This window comes from Cryobacterium sp. TMS1-13-1 (assembly GCF_004403125.1).
GTDB classification, from domain to species: Bacteria; Actinomycetota; Actinomycetes; order Actinomycetales; family Microbacteriaceae; genus Cryobacterium; species Cryobacterium levicorallinum.
Map to the genome: position 1 here is coordinate 656,542 of NZ_SOGX01000010.1, position 16,581 is coordinate 673,122.

General features: G+C 63.4%; 15 protein-coding genes. 8 read left to right on the forward strand and 7 right to left on the reverse strand.

The genetic code is table 11. From position 1 onward, the window contains the following. Positions 1-2: 2 nt before the first annotated feature. The 4 genes from sufC to sufB all read right to left on the reverse strand — a co-directional run bounded on the left by sufC (position 3) and on the right by sufB (position 3,825). Positions 3-767 (reverse strand): Fe-S cluster assembly ATPase SufC, encoded by a 765-nt coding sequence (gene sufC, locus E3T31_RS12485; protein WP_134468977.1) that lies wholly within the window; start codon positions 765-767, stop codon positions 3-5. 65 nt (positions 768-832) lie between these two features. Next, entirely contained in the window at positions 833-1,159 is a 327-nt protein-coding gene (locus E3T31_RS12490; protein WP_134468978.1) for a non-heme iron oxygenase ferredoxin subunit, read from the reverse strand. A 2-nt stretch (positions 1,160-1,161) separates the two neighbouring features. Beyond that, positions 1,162-2,406, reverse strand: coding sequence for a Fe-S cluster assembly protein SufD (gene sufD, locus E3T31_RS12495; RefSeq protein ID WP_134468979.1), 1,245 nt, complete (start codon positions 2,404-2,406; stop codon positions 1,162-1,164). Continuing rightward, positions 2,407-3,825 (reverse strand): Fe-S cluster assembly protein SufB, encoded by a 1,419-nt coding sequence (sufB, locus tag E3T31_RS12500; RefSeq protein ID WP_092448558.1) that lies wholly within the window; start codon positions 3,823-3,825, stop codon positions 2,407-2,409. Between the two features lie 323 nt (positions 3,826-4,148). Here sufB and E3T31_RS12505 point away from each other — a divergent pair, with 323 nt between their 5' ends. Further along, on the forward strand, positions 4,149-5,144 hold the full coding sequence (locus tag E3T31_RS12505; protein WP_370304554.1) for a heme A synthase: 996 nt from the start codon (positions 4,149-4,151) through the stop codon (positions 5,142-5,144). A gap of 212 nt (positions 5,145-5,356) precedes the next feature. Continuing rightward, entirely contained in the window at positions 5,357-5,959 is a 603-nt protein-coding gene (locus E3T31_RS12510) for a hypothetical protein (protein ID WP_134468980.1), read from the forward strand. A 60-nt stretch (positions 5,960-6,019) separates the two neighbouring features. On the opposite strand, the gene E3T31_RS12515 is transcribed toward E3T31_RS12510, so the two are convergent. Beyond that, positions 6,020-6,940 (reverse strand): heme o synthase, encoded by a 921-nt coding sequence (locus tag E3T31_RS12515; RefSeq protein WP_134468981.1) that lies wholly within the window; start codon positions 6,938-6,940, stop codon positions 6,020-6,022. A 324-nt stretch (positions 6,941-7,264) separates the two neighbouring features. On the opposite strand from E3T31_RS12515, the gene tkt reads away from it, so the two are divergent. From tkt to pgl, 6 genes are all read left to right on the forward strand, one after another. Then, the gene (tkt, locus tag E3T31_RS12520) at positions 7,265-9,358 is read left to right on the forward strand and encodes a transketolase (protein WP_134468982.1); all 2,094 of its coding nucleotides are present in this window, start codon (positions 7,265-7,267) and stop codon (positions 9,356-9,358) included. A 115-nt stretch (positions 9,359-9,473) separates the two neighbouring features. Further along, positions 9,474-10,601 (forward strand): transaldolase, encoded by a 1,128-nt coding sequence (gene tal, locus E3T31_RS12525; RefSeq protein WP_134468983.1) that lies wholly within the window; start codon positions 9,474-9,476, stop codon positions 10,599-10,601. Then, the gene (locus tag E3T31_RS12530) at positions 10,601-12,202 is read left to right on the forward strand and encodes a glucose-6-phosphate isomerase (RefSeq protein ID WP_134468984.1); all 1,602 of its coding nucleotides are present in this window, start codon (positions 10,601-10,603) and stop codon (positions 12,200-12,202) included. The genes tal and E3T31_RS12530 overlap by 1 nt, the downstream gene beginning before the upstream one ends. A gap of 108 nt (positions 12,203-12,310) precedes the next feature. Beyond that, a complete protein-coding gene (zwf, locus tag E3T31_RS12535; RefSeq protein ID WP_134468985.1) occupies positions 12,311-13,852 on the forward strand; it encodes a glucose-6-phosphate dehydrogenase in 1,542 nt (513 codons plus the stop codon). Next, entirely contained in the window at positions 13,849-14,805 is a 957-nt protein-coding gene (locus E3T31_RS12540; RefSeq protein WP_134468986.1) for a glucose-6-phosphate dehydrogenase assembly protein OpcA, read from the forward strand. Before zwf ends, E3T31_RS12540 begins: the two co-directional genes overlap by 4 nt. Before the next feature lie 2 nt (positions 14,806-14,807). Next, positions 14,808-15,593: a 6-phosphogluconolactonase gene (pgl, locus tag E3T31_RS12545; protein ID WP_134469341.1), complete on the forward strand. Its 786-nt coding sequence runs from the start codon at positions 14,808-14,810 to the stop codon at positions 15,591-15,593. A 123-nt stretch (positions 15,594-15,716) separates the two neighbouring features. On the opposite strand, the gene E3T31_RS12550 is transcribed toward pgl, so the two are convergent. Together E3T31_RS12550 and secG are read right to left on the reverse strand one after the other, a co-directional pair. Then, positions 15,717-16,085 (reverse strand): RNA polymerase-binding protein RbpA, encoded by a 369-nt coding sequence (locus E3T31_RS12550; RefSeq protein ID WP_092107849.1) that lies wholly within the window; start codon positions 16,083-16,085, stop codon positions 15,717-15,719. A gap of 143 nt (positions 16,086-16,228) precedes the next feature. Next, a complete protein-coding gene (gene secG, locus E3T31_RS12555; protein ID WP_092107845.1) occupies positions 16,229-16,480 on the reverse strand; it encodes a preprotein translocase subunit SecG in 252 nt (83 codons plus the stop codon). Positions 16,481-16,581: the final 101 nt, after the last annotated feature.

Consider the following 16,581-nt stretch of genomic DNA (forward strand, 5'->3'; position numbering starts at 1 on the left):
CGCTAGCCTACGTTCGACGGGACGAGAAAGCGATCGTAACCTTCGTCCTCGAGGCGGTCGGCGAGCTCGGGGCCGCCCTGTTCGGCGATCCGACCGTTGACGAAGACGTGCACGAAGTCGGGGTGGATGTAGCGCAGGATGCGCGTGTAGTGCGTGATAAGCAGCAGTCCAAGGCCGGTGTTGGCCTTGGCCCGGTTAACGCCCTCGGAGACGATCTTGAGCGCGTCAACGTCGAGGCCGGAGTCGGTCTCGTCGAGCACGGCGAACTTGGGCTTGAGAAGTTCAAGCTGCAGGATCTCGTTGCGCTTCTTCTCTCCACCGGAGAAGCCCTCGTTGACGTTGCGCTCGGCGAAAGCCTTGTCCATGCGCAGGTTGGCCATCGACTGACGCACATCCTTGATCCAGGTGCGGATCGGCGGGGCCTCACCCTCGATGGCCGTCTTCGCGGTGCGGAGGAAGTTGGTGACGGTGACCCCGGGAATCTCGACCGGGTACTGCATGGCGAGGAAAAGACCGGCGCGCGCTCGGGCATCCACTGTCATTTTGAGTACTTCGACGCCGTCGAGCAGAATAGAGCCACTCTCGACGTGATACTTGGGGTGGCCAGCGATCGTGTAGGCGAGGGTGGACTTGCCGGAGCCGTTCGGGCCCATGATGGCGTGGATTTCGCCCTCGTTGATGGTGAGATTGACGCCGCGCAGAATCTGCTTGGTGCCATGGTCGGTCTCGACGCTGACGTGCAGGTCGATGATTTCAAGAACAGACATGAATGTCGTATCCCTTTCTAAATTCTAAGAATGAGCTGGCGAGGCGGTCGGTGATTGAGAAAAAATCAGACCGTGACGGTGACGGAAGGATCGACGAAGACGAAACCGTCGATGAGTTCAACGTTGTAAACCGGGACCGGGTCGTAGGCCGGCAGGGACAGCGGCTTGCCCGTGGTGAGGGAGAACATCGAGCCGTGGGCCCAGCACTCGAGTGTCTGGCCTTCCACGAATCCCTCGGACAGGGAGATGTCGCCGTGCGTGCAGGTGTCGCCGATGGCGAACACGTCGCCGGCTGCGTCACGCACGAGAGCGATGGCGACGCCATCGATTTCAATCTTGACGGCCTGGTTTACTTCGAGCTCATCGAGAGCGCAGATCTTCGTTGCGGCCATGCTTACTTGTCGTCCGTTCCAATAAGTTCGGCCTCGATTGCGAGTTGCAACCGTGCTTCGAGTTCGGGAGAACCAATCTGCTGCACGACCTCGGTGAGGAACCCGCGCACGACGAGCCGACGTGCTTCCTCCTCGCTGATGCCGCGAGACTGAAGGTAGAACAGCTGCTCGTCGTCGAACCGTCCGGTGGCACTGGCGTGACCGGCACCCACGATATCGCCGGTTTCGATCTCCAGGTTCGGGATGGAATCGGCGCGAGTGCCCTCGCTGAGCACGAGGTTGCGGTTCTGCTCGTAGCTGTCGGTTCCAGCGGCCTTGTTGCCGATCAGCACGTCGCCGATCCAGACCGTGCGGGCGTCCTGGCCCTGCAGCGCGCCCTTGTAGTTGACTCGGCTGCGGCTCTTCGGGGCATCGTGGAAGACGTACACCTGCTGCTCAAGGTGCTGGCCGGCATCAGCAAAGTAGAGCCCGAGGAGCAGCGCATCGGAGCCGGGACCGGCCAGACGCACGGACGGGTTGACCCGCACGATGCTGCCGCCGAGAGAAACCACGACGTGCTTCAGACGGGCGTCACGACCAATGGATGCGAAATGGTTGGCCAGGTGCACCGCCGAGTCGTCCCATTCCTGCACCGAGACGACCGTGAGGTTGGCGGACTCGCCGAGGATGATCTCAACGTTCTCGCTCAGCCGGGCGTCGCCGGTGTTCGCCAGAATGACCGTGGCCTGGCTGAACGGCTTGGCCTCGATGATGGTGTGGGCGCCGCGGGCGGACCTGCCCAGTGCGGATCGCGTGACCGTGATCTCCTTGGCTTCTTCACCGCTCACCGTGATGGCGAGGGCGTCGTCGAAGACGCCCCAGGCGTTCGCTGCGGCGCGTTCTTCCGGCAGACCGGCGGTGCCGATACGGGCATCCGTTCTGGGAACCCACTCGACAGAAACATCCGTTGAGGGAGTGGACTCGATCTGGTAGCGCGAGCCGTCGAGCGAACCGGCGGTGAGGTCGGTGAATTTCGAGACGGGCGAGTGCTTCCAGACGGCTTCGCGACCAGTGACGGTCTCGAAGTCAGCGACCTTGACGCTCTTGAAACGATCCGATCGGGTTTGTACCGGCACGTAGCCGAAACGTCCGTCGGAGTGTTTCTTGATTCCGTGCTGACCGGCCGGCAGAACCGACTCGGGCGCGGGTGTGGATGATTCGGGCACAGTTGTTGACGCGCTCTTCGAAAGCGCTGAAGCGGCGGACATTTAGCCGACGGATCCTTCCATGCCCATTTCAATGAGCTTGTTGAGTTCGAGGGCGTACTCCATCGGGAGCTCCCGGGCGATCGGTTCGATGAATCCGCGAACGATCATGGCCATGGCCTCGTCTTCGGGCATGCCGCGGCTCATCAGGTAGAAGAGCTGCTCGGCGCTGACCCGGGAGACGGTGGCCTCGTGACCGAGCTGCACGTCGTCGACGCGAATGTCGATGGACGGGTAGGTGTCGGAGCGCGACGAGGTATCGACGAGGAGTGCGTCGCAGCGCACGGTGTTGGCGGAGTGGTGCGCGGAGGCATCCATTCGAACCTCACCGCGGTATCCGCTGCGCCCGCCACCGCGAGCGATGGACTTGGAGACGATCGACGATTGCGTGTACGGAGCCATGTGGATCATCTTGGCGCCGGCATCCTGGTGCTGGCCGGGGCCAGCGAAAGCCACCGAGAGCGTCTCGCCCTTGGCGTGCTCGCCCATCAGGTAGATGGACGGGTACTTCATGGTGACCTTGGAACCGATGTTGCCGTCGATCCACTCCATCGTCGCGCCTTCGCCGGCTGTGGCCCGCTTGGTGACGAGGTTGTAGACGTTGTTCGACCAATTCTGGATGGTCGTGTACCGAACGCGGGCGTTCTTCTTCACGACGATCTCGACCACGGCGGAGTGCAGTGAATCGGACTTGTAGATCGGGGCCGTGCAGCCCTCGATGTAGTGAACGTAGCTGCCCTCGTCGGCGATGATCAGCGTGCGCTCGAACTGGCCCATGTTCTCGGTATTGATGCGGAAGTAGGCCTGGAGGGGAATTTCAACGTGCACGCCCGGGGGGACGTAGACGAAGGATCCGCCGGACCAGACGGCCGTGTTGAGCGCGGCGAACTTGTTGTCGCCGGAGGGAATGATGGTGCCGAAGTACTCCTCGAAGAACTCCGGGTGTTCCTTGAGCGCTGTGTCAGTGTCCATGAAGATGACGCCCTGAGCTTCGAGCTCTTCGTTGATCTGGTGGTAAACGACTTCAGACTCGTACTGGGCCGCGACACCGGAGACGAGGCGCTGACGCTCGGCCTCGGGGATACCGAGCTTCTCGTAGGTGTTCTTGATGTCGTCGGGCAGGTCTTCCCAGGTCTGGGCCTGCTTCTCCGTGGACCGCACGAAGTACTTGATGTTGTCGAAGTCGATCTCGGAGAGGTCGGCGCCCCAGGTGGGCATGGGCTTGCGTTCGAACAGCTGAAGTGCCTTCAGTCGTCGCTGCAGCATCCAATCCGGCTCGGATTTCAGGTTCGAGATGTCAGTGACAACCTCGGGAGAAATACCACGACGAGCGGATGCTCCGGCCTTGTCTGAGTCGGCCCACCCGAATTCGTAGGTGCCGATCCCCTCAAGGTCGGGACGGTCTAGCAGGACATCCGACATATTAACCTCTTCTCTACCCATCACAACCCGGATATTAGTCCGGTCATTCCCACGGTGCCTCCAACGGAGACGGGGGAACGGGTTGTCTGGACAGCTACGTTGCGTACCTAGAATATTCATGGAACATCGCGATGAACCCGAGCCATACGGCCCGAATTGAAATCCTACGATCGGATGACCGTGGGAAGGACTTCCATGAGATCCCAATTCTACAGGTTGATCAGCGGGATTCGCGTGCTTACGGGTCGATTCACATCTGAACCCGGCACGATGACAAGGCACGAGAACATGAGCAAGACAGAGAAAGCAGAATCGGTGAATCGGTGAATCGCAATAATCAGGGCTTGTCCAGTGCCATCGTCACACTGGTTCGGGTCGTCGCTCACCGAATTCACGTCTGGTTGCCCAGCACCATGGACGGACGTATCCGCGTGGCCGCGTGGCTGTCACTCGTGACGGAGATCCTGATCGTCGGCACCGGGGGTGCCGTACGCCTCACCGGTTCCGGACTGGGCTGCCCGACCTGGCCGACCTGCGTCGCCGGGTCGCTCGTGCCGACGCCGGAGATGGGGCTGCACGGCGTCATTGAATTCGGCAACCGCATGATGACCGGGTTGATCGGAATTATTGCGATCGCGGCCATCGTGCTGCTCTGGCGCTTACGCACGGAGCGCAAGGATCTGTTCATCCTCGCCGTGATTCTCGGTTTCGGCGTTCTCGCGCAGGCGCTGGTCGGCGGCGTCACCGTGCTGACCGGTCTCAACCCGTTCATCGTCGGTTTTCACTTCATGGCCTCGCTGATCATGGTGTGCATCGCCACCGTGCTGGTGCACCGGGTCTACCTCCCGTCGGGGCCGCGCGCCCTCGTCGTACCGGTCGGCTTCGCCGGGCTCGCCCATGCCACGAGTTTCGTGGTGGCACTGACCGTGGTGATGGGAGTCGTGACCACCGCCTCCGGACCGCATTCGGGTGACGCCGAGGCTGGTCGTACTGGGTTCAACGCTGAGTTGCTCGAGCACCTGCATGCCTGGCCGGGCTACGCGACGCTGGTCTTGACGATCGTGCTGCTCGCGGCATCCGTTCGAGGCAAGCTGCCCGTGCGTAAGTTCGTCGTCACGTTACTCGTGGTCGAGCTTGTCCAGATTGTGGTCGGCTTGCTGCAGGCAAACCTGGGCCTGCCGCCGGTGCTTGTCGGGCTGCACATGGTGCTCGCCTGCGTGCTCGCCGCGGCGATGACCGCCGTCGTGCTGAACCTCAAGGCTCCGAGCACCCTCACGGACCGGGTACCCGAAACGACGCGCGAGCGCGCTCGCAGCTAACTGAACACGATCGAGAGTCGCGAGACAACACCTTCGCCCCACGGACACGCCCTGGCACGGGCGAGACGACACATTCGGCCCTGTGAGCTGCTTTGAATTGGCCGAATACGTCATCTCACGCGCATGAAGGAGCCGAAGATGGCACCTCCCGGCGCAGCGCACATACCCCGATCGGGAATTGCCGCGCGGCACTCCCCCGACAGTGGCCGCCGGTGTATTCTCCAGACATGCACCTCGCGCCGGGAGCCAAGTCGAAGCCGCCAGACGACGCGGGGCGCCTCGCCCTGTTCGGTCCGCCGGTGTTCGGCTTCGTGCCGCAACGGCGCATTCAGGAACGCAGCTGGAGTTGGTACTGCAATCACGGCCGCACACTCGAAGCGCAGGCCCATTACTGGCTCGCCGATCCCGCGGGCAATTTCTGGTTCGAGGATTCGCCGGCCGGCCCGATCGGCATCGCCGAATTGCGCGGATTCGTCTTCACCGACGTGCCGGGTTCAACAAATCGAGGCGGAGACCCCATTCGTGATGCACTCAACCAGCACTTGCAATACATCGTGATGAACTATGCCAAGAATCCCTACGAGTTCGGGTCTGAACTCTGGGCCGGACGGCACACGCAGCAGCAGGCGGAGATCGAGCTCGCGCTGGCGCACCGATCGAACCTGATCGTCGACGACACGGCCCTGCCGGCCATCACCGTGACGGCCTCCGATTTCACAGGTACCGCGATGGCCCTGGCCGGACGCGTGGTCACGATCGTAATTCACTCGGCTGACGTCAGAAAAATTGACACCCGGCTCACTCGCCGGGTCTGATTACGCGCCGGGACTTGTTACTCGACGGGCCTGACTACTCGACGGGCCTGAGCTTTCAGACTAGAACGGCAGCAGCGGATCGACGCCGACGGCCACGAACAGCAGGGTCAGGTAGGCGATCGAGCCGTGGAAGACGCGCATTGGCGATACGTGCTCGTGCCGGATGGCCAGGCTGTACAGGCGGTGCGTCTCGTAGATGAACCAGCCGCCGGTGACGAGCGCGACGAAGGTGTACAGCAGCCCCATGTCGGCGATCGGGATCAGCAGCAGCGAGCAGGCGACGGTGGCCCAGGCGTACAGGATGACCTGCAGTCCCACCTGGGCGCGGCCACGCACCACGGCGAGCATCGGCACGCCGGCGGCCTGGTAGTCGGCGCGGTACTTCATCGACAATGGCCAGTAGTGCGGCGGCGTCCACAAGAAGATGATCATGAACAGAATGACCGGCGGCCACGACAGGTCGCCAGTCACGGCGGCCCAACCGATCAGCACGGGCATGCACCCGGCCACACCGCCCCAGACGATGTTCTGCGGGGTGCGACGCTTGAGAATGATCGTGTAAAAAACTACGTAGAGCAAAATGGCACCGAACGACAGTGCGGCGGCGAGCCAGTTGGTCAGCAGTCCCAGCCAGAGAATGGATGCCGCGCCTAACGCCCACGCAAAGATCAAGGCTTCCCGGTCACTCAGTTCACCGGTGACGAGCGGACGGTTCTTCGTGCGCTTCATCAGGCGGTCGATATCGCGATCGAGGTAGCAGTTGAACGCTCCAGCGGAACCAGCGCTGAGGGCTCCGCCCACGAGAGTCGCCAGGATCAGCCAGAGGCTGGGGATGCCCCGTTCGGCGAGCAGCATCGTGGGTGCGGTTACTACCAGGAGCAATTCGACGACTCGCGGTTTAGTCAGGGAGATATAAGCCTTGAGGGTGCGCTTCACTGTGCGCGGTCCGCTTAGGACCGGGGTCTTCAGGGCGACGTTCATTGTTCCTCTAACGCTAGGCAAGTCTTTTTAGTGTAGGTCACCCACTGCCCCTTCCCGACATTGGACATGTCACGTCATATAGAGCGTCCCGCCGCAATCTTCCCTATACTTATATTGCTCCCCACAGTGAATCAGTAGTTCGGCGAGCCCCCGGGTGGGAGATGGCAGCACCAGCAGGCCAACTCGCTGGGGGTGACATTCCACCTGCAGTCTCGCGTCAGGATGGCGCGGCCCCGCAGTGTGAGACGGTTGCCGACACTTGCACATCTATCAAAGGATGGGTTGAGCTCAACCCGCCTTCGCTTCAATGAAGGGTTACGTGACGTGGCAGCTTTCCAATGGGATTCCATTGACGATCAGGCGGTTAACACCGCACGCATTCTCGCGGCTGACGCCGTTGAAAAGGTGGGGAACGGGCATCCGGGCACCGCGATGAGCCTCGCTCCCGCCGCCTACCTGTTGTTTCAGAAGATCATGCGCCGGGACCCGGCCGACAACGACTGGCTCGGTCGCGACCGTTTCATTCTCTCGGTCGGCCACAGCTCGCTCACGCAGTACGTGCAGTTGTACCTCGGCGGCTACGGTCTCGAGCTTGAAGACCTCAAGTCCCTCCGCACCTGGGGATCCAAGACCCCCGGCCACCCGGAATACGGCCACACCGACGGTGTCGAGATCACGACCGGCCCCCTCGGCCAGGGACTGGCCTCCGCCGTCGGCTTCGCCTACGCCTCACGCTTCGAGCGTGGCCTGTTCGATCCGGATGCCGCTACCGGCGCCAGCCCGTTCGACCATTTCGTCTACGTCATCGCCGGCGACGGCGACCTGCAGGAAGGCATCACGAGCGAGGCATCCTCTCTCGCCGGCCACCAGCAGCTCGGCAACCTGATCGCGATCTACGACAGCAACCAGATCTCCATCGAAGACGACACCAATATCGCCTTCACCGAAGACGTCGCCGCGCGCTATGCCGCCTATGACTGGCACGTGCAGACGGTGGACTGGAAGAAGACGGGCTCCTACGTCGAAGACGTCGCCGAGCTCAACGCAGCCATCACGGCCGCCCAGAACGAAACCGGCAAGCCCAGCCTGATCATTCTCAAGACGATCATCGGCTGGCCGAGCCCGAAGAAGCAAAACACCGGCAAGATCCACGGCTCCGCGCTCGGCGCCGAAGAGCTCGCCGGCGTCAAGACCATTCTCGGCTTCGACCCGGAGAAGACCTTCGACGTCGCCCCCGCGGTCATCGCCCACACCCGACTGGCCCTCGATCGCGGCGTCACCGCGCACGCCGAGTGGACCGTGCAGTTCGATGCGTGGGCTGTAGCCAACCCCGAGCGCAAGATTCTGCTCGACCGCGTGCTCGCTGGCGATCTGCCCGACGGCGTCGACGAGGCCCTCCCGGTCTTTCCCGGCGGCACCGCGGTATCGACCCGCGCGGCGTCCGGCAAGGTGCTCACCGCCCTCGGCGGCGTCATCCCCGAACTGTGGGGCGGCTCAGCCGACCTTGCCGAATCCAACAACACCACTATCGGCGGCGCTGCCTCGTTTATTCCGAGTGAGCACTCCACCGGTGAATGGAGCGGCAACGAGTACGGACGGGTGCTGCACTTCGGCATTCGCGAGCATGCCATGGCCGCCATTCTCAACGGCATCGTGCTGCACGGCAACACCCGCCCGTTCGGCGGCACCTTCCTCATCTTCAGCGACTACATGCGCCCCGCGGTACGTCTGGCCGCACTGATGAAGGCTCCGTCGATCTTCGTCTGGACCCACGACTCCGTCGCCCTCGGCGAAGACGGCCCGACCCACCAGCCGATCGAACAACTCGCAACCCTGCGCGCCATTCCCGGACTCGACGTGGTTCGCCCCGGCGACGCCAACGAAACTGCCTGGGCCTGGAAGACCATTCTGGAACGCCGTAATGGTCCGGCCGGCATCGCGCTGACCCGCCAGAACATTCCGGTCTACGAGCGCGGTGAGGGCGCAGCATCCGCTGAAATATTCGCCTCGGCCAAGAACGTCGCCCGCGGCGCCTACGTGCTGGCCGAAGCGGCCGGTGGAACCCCGGACGTCATTTTGATCGGTACCGGTTCCGAGGTGCAGTTGGCCGTGGACGCCCGCGCCCAGCTCGCCCTCGAAGGCATCAACGCCCGCGTGGTCAGCGCACCCTGCCTGGAATGGTTCGAAGAGCAAAGCAGCGACTACCGCGAATCGGTGTTGCCCGCAGCCGTCACCGCACGGGTATCCGTCGAGGCCGGCCTCGCGCTGACCTGGCGCGGCTACGTCGGCGATGCCGGCCGCAGCATCTCAATCGAGCACTTCGGTGCATCCGCTGATTACCAGACGCTGTTCCGCGAATTCGGAATCACCACTGAAGCAGTCGTCGCCGCCGCCAAGGAATCAATTAGCGCAGCGTGACGTTGTCCCGTACGTATCGATCAGTACTGCGGGCCAACATCAGTTGCACCATGCCTCTCCACTGAACCGCTACAGTATCGCTGCCTGACGGCAGCATTTATAGGAGATTTTAGAAATGACTACCCCCTCCCCCCTCGCCCAGCTGTCCGCCGCCGGCGTCAGCATCTGGCTCGACGACCTGTCCCGCGAGCGCATCAAGTCCGGCGGTCTGCAGGACCTGATTAAGAACAGCAACGTCGTTGGCGTCACCACCAACCCGACCATCTTCGCCGGAGCCCTCGCCAAGGGCGAGGCCTACACCGAGCAGGTAGCGACCCTGGCCGCCGCTGGCACGAACGTCACCGACGCCGTCTTCGCCATCACCACGGACGACGTTGCCGCCGCCTGCGACATCTTCCGCCCGGTCTACGACGCGACCCAGGGCCAGGACGGCCGCGTCTCGATCGAGGTCGAGCCGAGCCTGGCCCGAAACGCCGCCGGCACGGTCGCCGAGGCCCAGCAGCTCTGGAAGAAGGTCAACCGCCCCAACGCGATGATCAAGATTCCCGCGACGGTCGAAGGGCTCGAAGCCATCACGGCGACCATCGCCTTGGGTATCAGCGTCAACGTCACCCTGATCTTCAGCCTCGAGCGTCACCGCCAGGTCATCAACGCCTACCTGGCTGGGCTCGAGCAGGCCAACGCTGCCGGCATCGACCTCTCCACCATTCACTCGGTTGCGTCGTTCTTCGTGTCGCGCGTTGACTCCGAGATCAACACCCGCCTCGAGGCCATCGGAACCCCCGAAGCCCTCGCTCTGAAGAGCAAGGCCGGCGTCGCCAACGCACAGCTTGCTTACCAGGTCTACGAGCAGGCATTCAGCAGTGAGCGTGCCCTCGGCCTGATCAAGGCCGGCGCCACCAAGCAGCGCCCGCTCTGGGCCTCGACCGGCGTCAAGGATGCCAGCTTGCCCGACACCCTGTATGTGACCGAACTGGTTGCCCCGGAGGTCGTCAACACGATGCCCGAGAAGACCATGATGGCTGCAGCGGACCACGGCGTCATCCCAGCCGACTCGGTCACCGGCTCTTACGCCGCCGCGAACGCCGTGCTCGACGCACTGGCCGCGCAGGGCGTGTCATACGACGACGTCACCCGTCTGCTCGAAGAAGAGGGTCTCTCCAAGTTCGAGGTGTCCTGGAACGAACTGCTCGACACCGTACAGACGGCCCTCACCGCCGCAGCGACCACCGCGGTCGTTTAATGAGCTTTCGTATCTCGGTGAGTGGCTCAGCGGCCGATGCCGTGCGCGCCACCGTACCGACGCTGGTGACGGATCTCGTCGCCTCCGGCATCACCGGCCTCAACCCGGCGCTGTGGGGGCCGGAGGCGGAAGCCGAGGCCGCACTGCGCCTCGGCTGGACCGAATCCGTCGTGGTGTCCAGGCCGCTCGTGGCCGAGATTCTGGAGTTGCGGGCCACCCTGCAGGCGCGCGGCGTCACCCAGATCGCCCTCGCCGGAATGGGCGGATCGTCGCTCGCCCCCGAGGTCATCACTCGCACGGCTGGCGTGAACCTCACCGTTCTCGACGCGACCGACCCCGGCCAGGTGCTCGCTGCCCTGAACGACAACCTCGTGGGCACCGCTCTCGTGGTTTCGTCGAAGAGCGGCTCGACCGTCGAAACCGACAGCCAGCGCCGCGTGTTTGAGCGTGCGTTTCGTGCCATTGGAATCGATCCAGCCGAACGCATCGTCGTGGTGACCGATCCAGGATCGCCACTCGAGGCATCCGCTCTCGCGGACGGTTATCGCGTCTTCAACGCCGATCCCAACGTGGGCGGTCGTTACTCCGCACTGACCGCGTTCGGCCTCGTACCCTCGGGCCTGGCGGGCGTTGACATCGGTGCGCTTCTCGACGAAGCAGAGTCCATCTCACTGGCCCTGGCCGTCGACTCCCCAGAGAACCCGGGGCTCGTGCTCGGAGCGGCGATCGCCGCGACCAGCCCGCGCCGCGACAAGCTCGCCATCGTCTCGGACGGCACCCACATTGTGGGCTTCGCCGACTGGGTCGAACAGCTCATCGCAGAATCGACCGGCAAGCTCGGCACCGGCATTTTGCCGGTTGTGCTCGAACTGGATGCCCCGGAATTGACCGAAGCGCTTCCCGATGTGCAACTCGTGCGGGTCGTCGCTGACGCCGGCACCGAGTTGTTCAGCGAAACCGGCGACGAGATCCGCGTCAGCGGAACCCTCGGTGCACAGTTTCTGGTCTGGGAATACGCGACCGTTGTCGCCGGGCGCCTGCTGGGTATCAACCCGTTCGACCAGCCAGACGTTGAATCCGCGAAGATCGCGACCCGCGGTCTGCTGGACGCCCGCCCCGCACCGGAACCCGCCGCGTTCATCGCTGACGGTATCGAAGTGCGCGGCACGCCACACATCATCGGTGCCGCTAGCGACCTCGCCTCGGCCGTTGATGCACTGCTCGAGGAGCTCGGCCCCAACGGTTATGTGGCCGTGCAGGCCTACGTCGACCGGCTGGCACTGCCCGAGCTGGCCGAGGTTCGCAATAAGCTCGCCGCGCTCTCCAAGCGCCCGGTGACCTTCGGCTGGGGACCGCGTTTTCTGCACTCCACCGGTCAGTTCCACAAGGGGGGAACGGCAACCGCCGTCTTCCTGCAGATTCTGGCCACGCCGGCCGAGGACCTCGACATTCCCGAGCGTCCGTTCACCTTTGGTGAGCTCATTCAGGCGCAGGCCAGCGGAGACGCGAGCGTGCTCGCCGAGCACGGCCGGCCCGTGCTGACACTGACGCTGACCCAGCCGAAGCAGAACATCAGCACGCTTTTCGACGCCCTAAGCTAACCAATCGGGGTTCCCCTCGGCGACCGGCCGCGAGGAACCCCACCCGCTTGCGCATCACCCCATTTTTTGTGTCCTTAATTTTCTGTACTGTCCCGTCAAAGGAGCTGCATGTCCCCGGTGGAAATTACCCCGGAGTTTAATCCGCTCAGGTCGCCGTCCGACTATCGTCTGAATCGAATCGCCGGGCCGTCCAGCCTCGTGATCTTCGGCGTCACCGGTGACCTCGCGCGCAAGAAACTCATGCCCGCGGTCTATGACCTCGCCAACCGGGGGCTGCTGCCGCCCGGCTTTGCCCTGGTGGGCTTCGCCCGCCGCGACTGGGACAACGAGGACTTCATGCAGGTTGTGCATGACGCCGTCAAGGAACACGCTCGCACCGACTTTCACGAAGATGTCTGGGCGCAGCTGGCCGAAGGCATCCGTTTCGTTTCGGGCACCTTTGACGATGACGAGGCGTTCGCTCGATTGACGCAAACCATTGACGAGCTGGACCGAGAACGCGGAACGATGGGCAACCATGCGTTCTACCTCGCCATTCCGCCAAAGGCGTTTCCCCTCGTCACCGAGCAGTTGCGCCGTTCCGGCCTGGCCGAGCAGAAGAACGGCCAGTGGCGACGTGTCGTCATCGAGAAACCGTTCGGGAGCGACCTGAAAACGGCCCGTGAGCTCAACGATGTCGTCGAGTCGGTCTTTCCACCCGACTCCGTCTTTCGCATCGACCACTACCTTGGCAAGGAGACGGTGCAGAATATTCTGGCGCTGCGATTCGCCAACGAGATGTTCGAACCGCTGTGGAACGCCAACCACGTCGAGCACGTGCAGATCACCATGGCCGAAGACATCGGTGTCGGCGGGCGGGCGGGCTACTACGACGGTATCGGCGCGGCTCGCGACGTGATTCAGAACCACCTACTGCAGCTGCTCGCGCTCACCGCCATGGAAGAGCCGATCTCCTTCGACGCCGCCGACCTGCGCGCGGAGAAAGAAAAGGTGCTCGCCTCGGTGCGGCTCCCCGCCGACCTCGGCCTCGGTACCGCCCGCGGGCAGTACGCCGGCGGCTGGCAGGGCGGCGAAAAGGTCGTCGGTTTTCTCGACGAAGACGGGATGAACCCGGACTCGGTCACCGAAACCTATGCTGCCATGCGCTTGACGATCGACACCCGACGTTGGGCTGGCGTTCCGTTCTATCTGCGCGCCGGCAAGCGCCTCGGACGTCGCGTGACCGAAATTGCCGTGGTCTTCAAGCGTGCCCCCCAATACCTGTTCGCGCCCGGCCAGACGGCCGAACTCGGACACAATGCCCTCGTGATTCGCGTGCAGCCGGACGAAGGCGTCACCATCCGGTTCGGCTCGAAGGTTCCGGGAGTGGTCATGCAGGTTCGCGACGTGACCATGGACTTCGGCTACGGGCACGCCTTCACCGAGGCCAGCCCTGAGGCCTACGAGCGACTCATCCTTGACGTCCTCCTGGGCGACCCGCCGTTGTTCCCCCGCCATGAAGAGGTCGAGCTGTCCTGGAAGATTCTGGACCCGGTGGAAGAATACTGGGCCACCCAGGGCCAGCCGGAACAATACCGCCCCGGTACCTGGGGCCCCACATCCGCTGACGACCTATTGGCCCGCGACGGCCGCACCTGGAGGCGACCATGATCGTCGATCTGCCCAACACGACCACCGCGAAGATCTCCAAGGCGCTCGTGCGCATCCGCGAGGAGGGTGGCGCGGTCGCCCTCGGGCGAGTGCTGACGCTGATCATCGCCTCCACCCTCGGACACGAAGAGGAAGCCATTGAAGCCGCCAACGATGCCTCGCGGGAACACCCCATGCGAGTCATCGTCGTGTCGACCCAGGACAACGATGAGACGGATGCGACTGCTCGCGTCGATGCGGAAATTCGCGTCGGCGGGGATGCCGGCGCGAGCGAGGTCATCGTTCTGCGCGTCTACGGTGATGCCGCGAACGATCCGGAAAGCCTGGTAACCGGCCTGCTCTTGTCGGATGCTCCCGTCGTCGCCTGGTGGCCGGGCACCGCGCCGGCTGTTCCCGGCGACTCGCCGCTCGGCCGCATCGCCTATCGGCGGATCACGGATTCGTCTGCCCAGCCGGACCCGCAAGCGGCACTGCACCAGCTGTGCGGCAGTTATCGTCCCGGCGACACCGACTTCGCCTGGACCCGACTGACACTCTGGCGCGCCCAGTTGGCGGCCGTTCTGGACCAGCCACCCTATGAGCCGATCATCGGCATCCAGGTGACCGGCGCCTCAGCCTCGCCCTCGACCACGCTGCTGGCTGCCTGGTTGCAGATGCAGCTGCAGGTGCCCGTGGACTGCATCCTGACGACGGGACCTCTGGCCAATGGTGTGCACGGTGTGCATCTAACGCGCGCGTCCGGGACCATTTCCCTCGAACGCGAGATTCCCGATATTGCCACCCTCACCCAGCCGGGCCAGCCGATGCAGGACCTGACGCTCAAGCGTCGCAGCCTGCGCGATTGCCTGGCCGACGAGCTACGCCGACTCGATCCCGATGAGCTGTATGGTGAGGTGATCACGCGCGGCCTGCCGCAACTCGATGACGTGGTGGCCCAAAGAATCGGAGCGTGACCGTGACCAATGAACGACGCGTACTGCTGCACCAGAACAAGCAAGCTCTGGCAGGGTCGGTCGCGGCACGCTTTCTGACCAACATGGTTGACGTTCTGCACGAACAGGACGAGGCGAACGTCGTGCTCACCGGGGGTTCCGTCGGCATCGCCGTTCTGGCCGCAATCAACGAATCGGCCGCCCGCGACACCATCGACTGGTCCCGGGTGAATTTTTGGTGGGGCGATGATCGCTGGCTGCCCCGCGCCGATCCGGAACGCAACGAGCTGCAGGCGCGCGAAGCACTTTTGGACCACATCTCGATGCCTGCGGAGAATATCCATTCTTTCGGAGCGTCCGACGACGCCAGCGCAGCAGGCACGGATGCGCTCGACAATGCGGCCGCTCACTACGCGGCAGAGCTAGTGGCTCGAGCCCCCGAGGGAGCCCAGTACCCTCGTTTTGACGTCACCTTTCTCGGAGTCGGACCCGATGGCCATATCGCGTCGCTCTTCCCGCACCGACCGGGTATCCGCGAGCGTGAAGCCAGCGTCATCGCCGTGCGTGATTCCCCCAAGCCCCCGGCCGACCGGCTGTCCCTGACTCGGCCCGTGATTAACTCGTCGGATCGCGTCTGGCTGGTGCTGGCCGGATCTGATAAGGCATCGGCGCTCGGACTGGCTCTCGCTGGAGCCAGCCGCGACGAGGTACCCGCTGCCGGGATCAAGGGCCGCTACCACACCGTGTTCTTCGTGGACAACGACGCAGCAGCCCAAGTGCCGGAAAGCCTGATCGCGGCTGCCTACTAGCAGCTTTCGGCGGGCATCCGCTGGATCGGATTCCCTGATGAGGCGTGGAAAACAACATAAGGCCGTCTGTCGATTTCTCGAGAGCCGGCCTTTTGCGTGGTGCAGATCAGTTCGTAGGTTTGATCAGTTCGTAGGCGACAGCTTGCCCCGACGAACACGCAACTGGTTGAGCGCTTCTTCAAGGAGCGACTCGGCCTCTTCTTCGGTACGACGCTCCTTGACATAGGCCAAGTGGGTCTTGTAGGGCTCGAGTTTCACGACCGACGGAGGATTCTCCTTGTCCCGGCCAGCGGGAAGCCCCGACGACGGGCAATCGATGGTTACCGGGATCTCTTCGTCGGGCAGGCTCGCAGCAAAGTACCGTACCGTCTCATTGCCCAAAGCATCCCAGTATGAGACCTTGATGCGGTCCGCGTGAAAACCGCGGTCCTGCTCGCCCATGGGCCCCGCGCCTACACGCGAGCCACGAATTGCGCTTCCGCCTGATGCCATCTTGTTCCTCCGTTGACTCGTGCAGTCGTGCGCTGCAGGTTCGAGCTGTGATTGGTGCTACTGCTGTAGAAAATGTGCCGTGAAAGCCTGTGCACGACAAAGTGCACCGGAAACCTCAGGGTAACTCCGCACTGGTCGAAAAGTTAAGCCCCTGTGTCAAACTTCGTGATCAATCCGAGAACGACGATGCAGGAGATCCAGAGCAGGCCCAGAATGATCGTGATCCGGTTGAGGTTTCGCTCGGCCACCCCCGACGCTCCCAGGTTGGAAGTCACACCGCCGCCGAACATGTCGGAGAGCCCACCACCCCGCCCCTTGTGCAACAAAATGAGCATGGTGAGCAGGAGGCTCGTAATACCGACGAGCACCTGCATGACGACCTGGAGAATCTCCACACGAAACCTTTCACAAACACGGTGGACGCAACTCTGGCGCCCAGACCATCGTAATTATACCCTTCAGCCCACAAGCGAGGCGGTTGCCACACGGGCAACCC

What these genes read in the sequence shown, in the direction of transcription:
- sufB (WP_092448558.1), bottom strand. Translation starts at nt 3,825, where the DNA reads ATGTCGGATGTCCTGCTAGACCGTCCCGACCTTGAGGGGATCGGCACC.
- E3T31_RS12490 (WP_134468978.1), bottom strand. Translation starts at nt 1,159, where the DNA reads ATGGCCGCAACGAAGATCTGCGCTCTCGATGAGCTCGAAGTAAACCAG.
- sufD (WP_134468979.1), bottom strand. Translation starts at nt 2,406, where the DNA reads ATGTCCGCCGCTTCAGCGCTTTCGAAGAGCGCGTCAACAACTGTGCCC.
- zwf (WP_134468985.1), top strand. Translation starts at nt 12,311, where the DNA reads ATGTCCCCGGTGGAAATTACCCCGGAGTTTAATCCGCTCAGGTCGCCG.
- tal (WP_134468983.1), top strand. Translation starts at nt 9,474, where the DNA reads ATGACTACCCCCTCCCCCCTCGCCCAGCTGTCCGCCGCCGGCGTCAGC.
- E3T31_RS12530 (WP_134468984.1), top strand. Translation starts at nt 10,601, where the DNA reads ATGAGCTTTCGTATCTCGGTGAGTGGCTCAGCGGCCGATGCCGTGCGC.
- sufC (WP_134468977.1), bottom strand. Translation starts at nt 767, where the DNA reads ATGTCTGTTCTTGAAATCATCGACCTGCACGTCAGCGTCGAGACCGAC.
- E3T31_RS12540 (WP_134468986.1), top strand. Translation starts at nt 13,849, where the DNA reads ATGATCGTCGATCTGCCCAACACGACCACCGCGAAGATCTCCAAGGCG.
- E3T31_RS12515 (WP_134468981.1), bottom strand. Translation starts at nt 6,940, where the DNA reads ATGAACGTCGCCCTGAAGACCCCGGTCCTAAGCGGACCGCGCACAGTG.
- E3T31_RS12550 (WP_092107849.1), bottom strand. Translation starts at nt 16,085, where the DNA reads ATGGCATCAGGCGGAAGCGCAATTCGTGGCTCGCGTGTAGGCGCGGGG.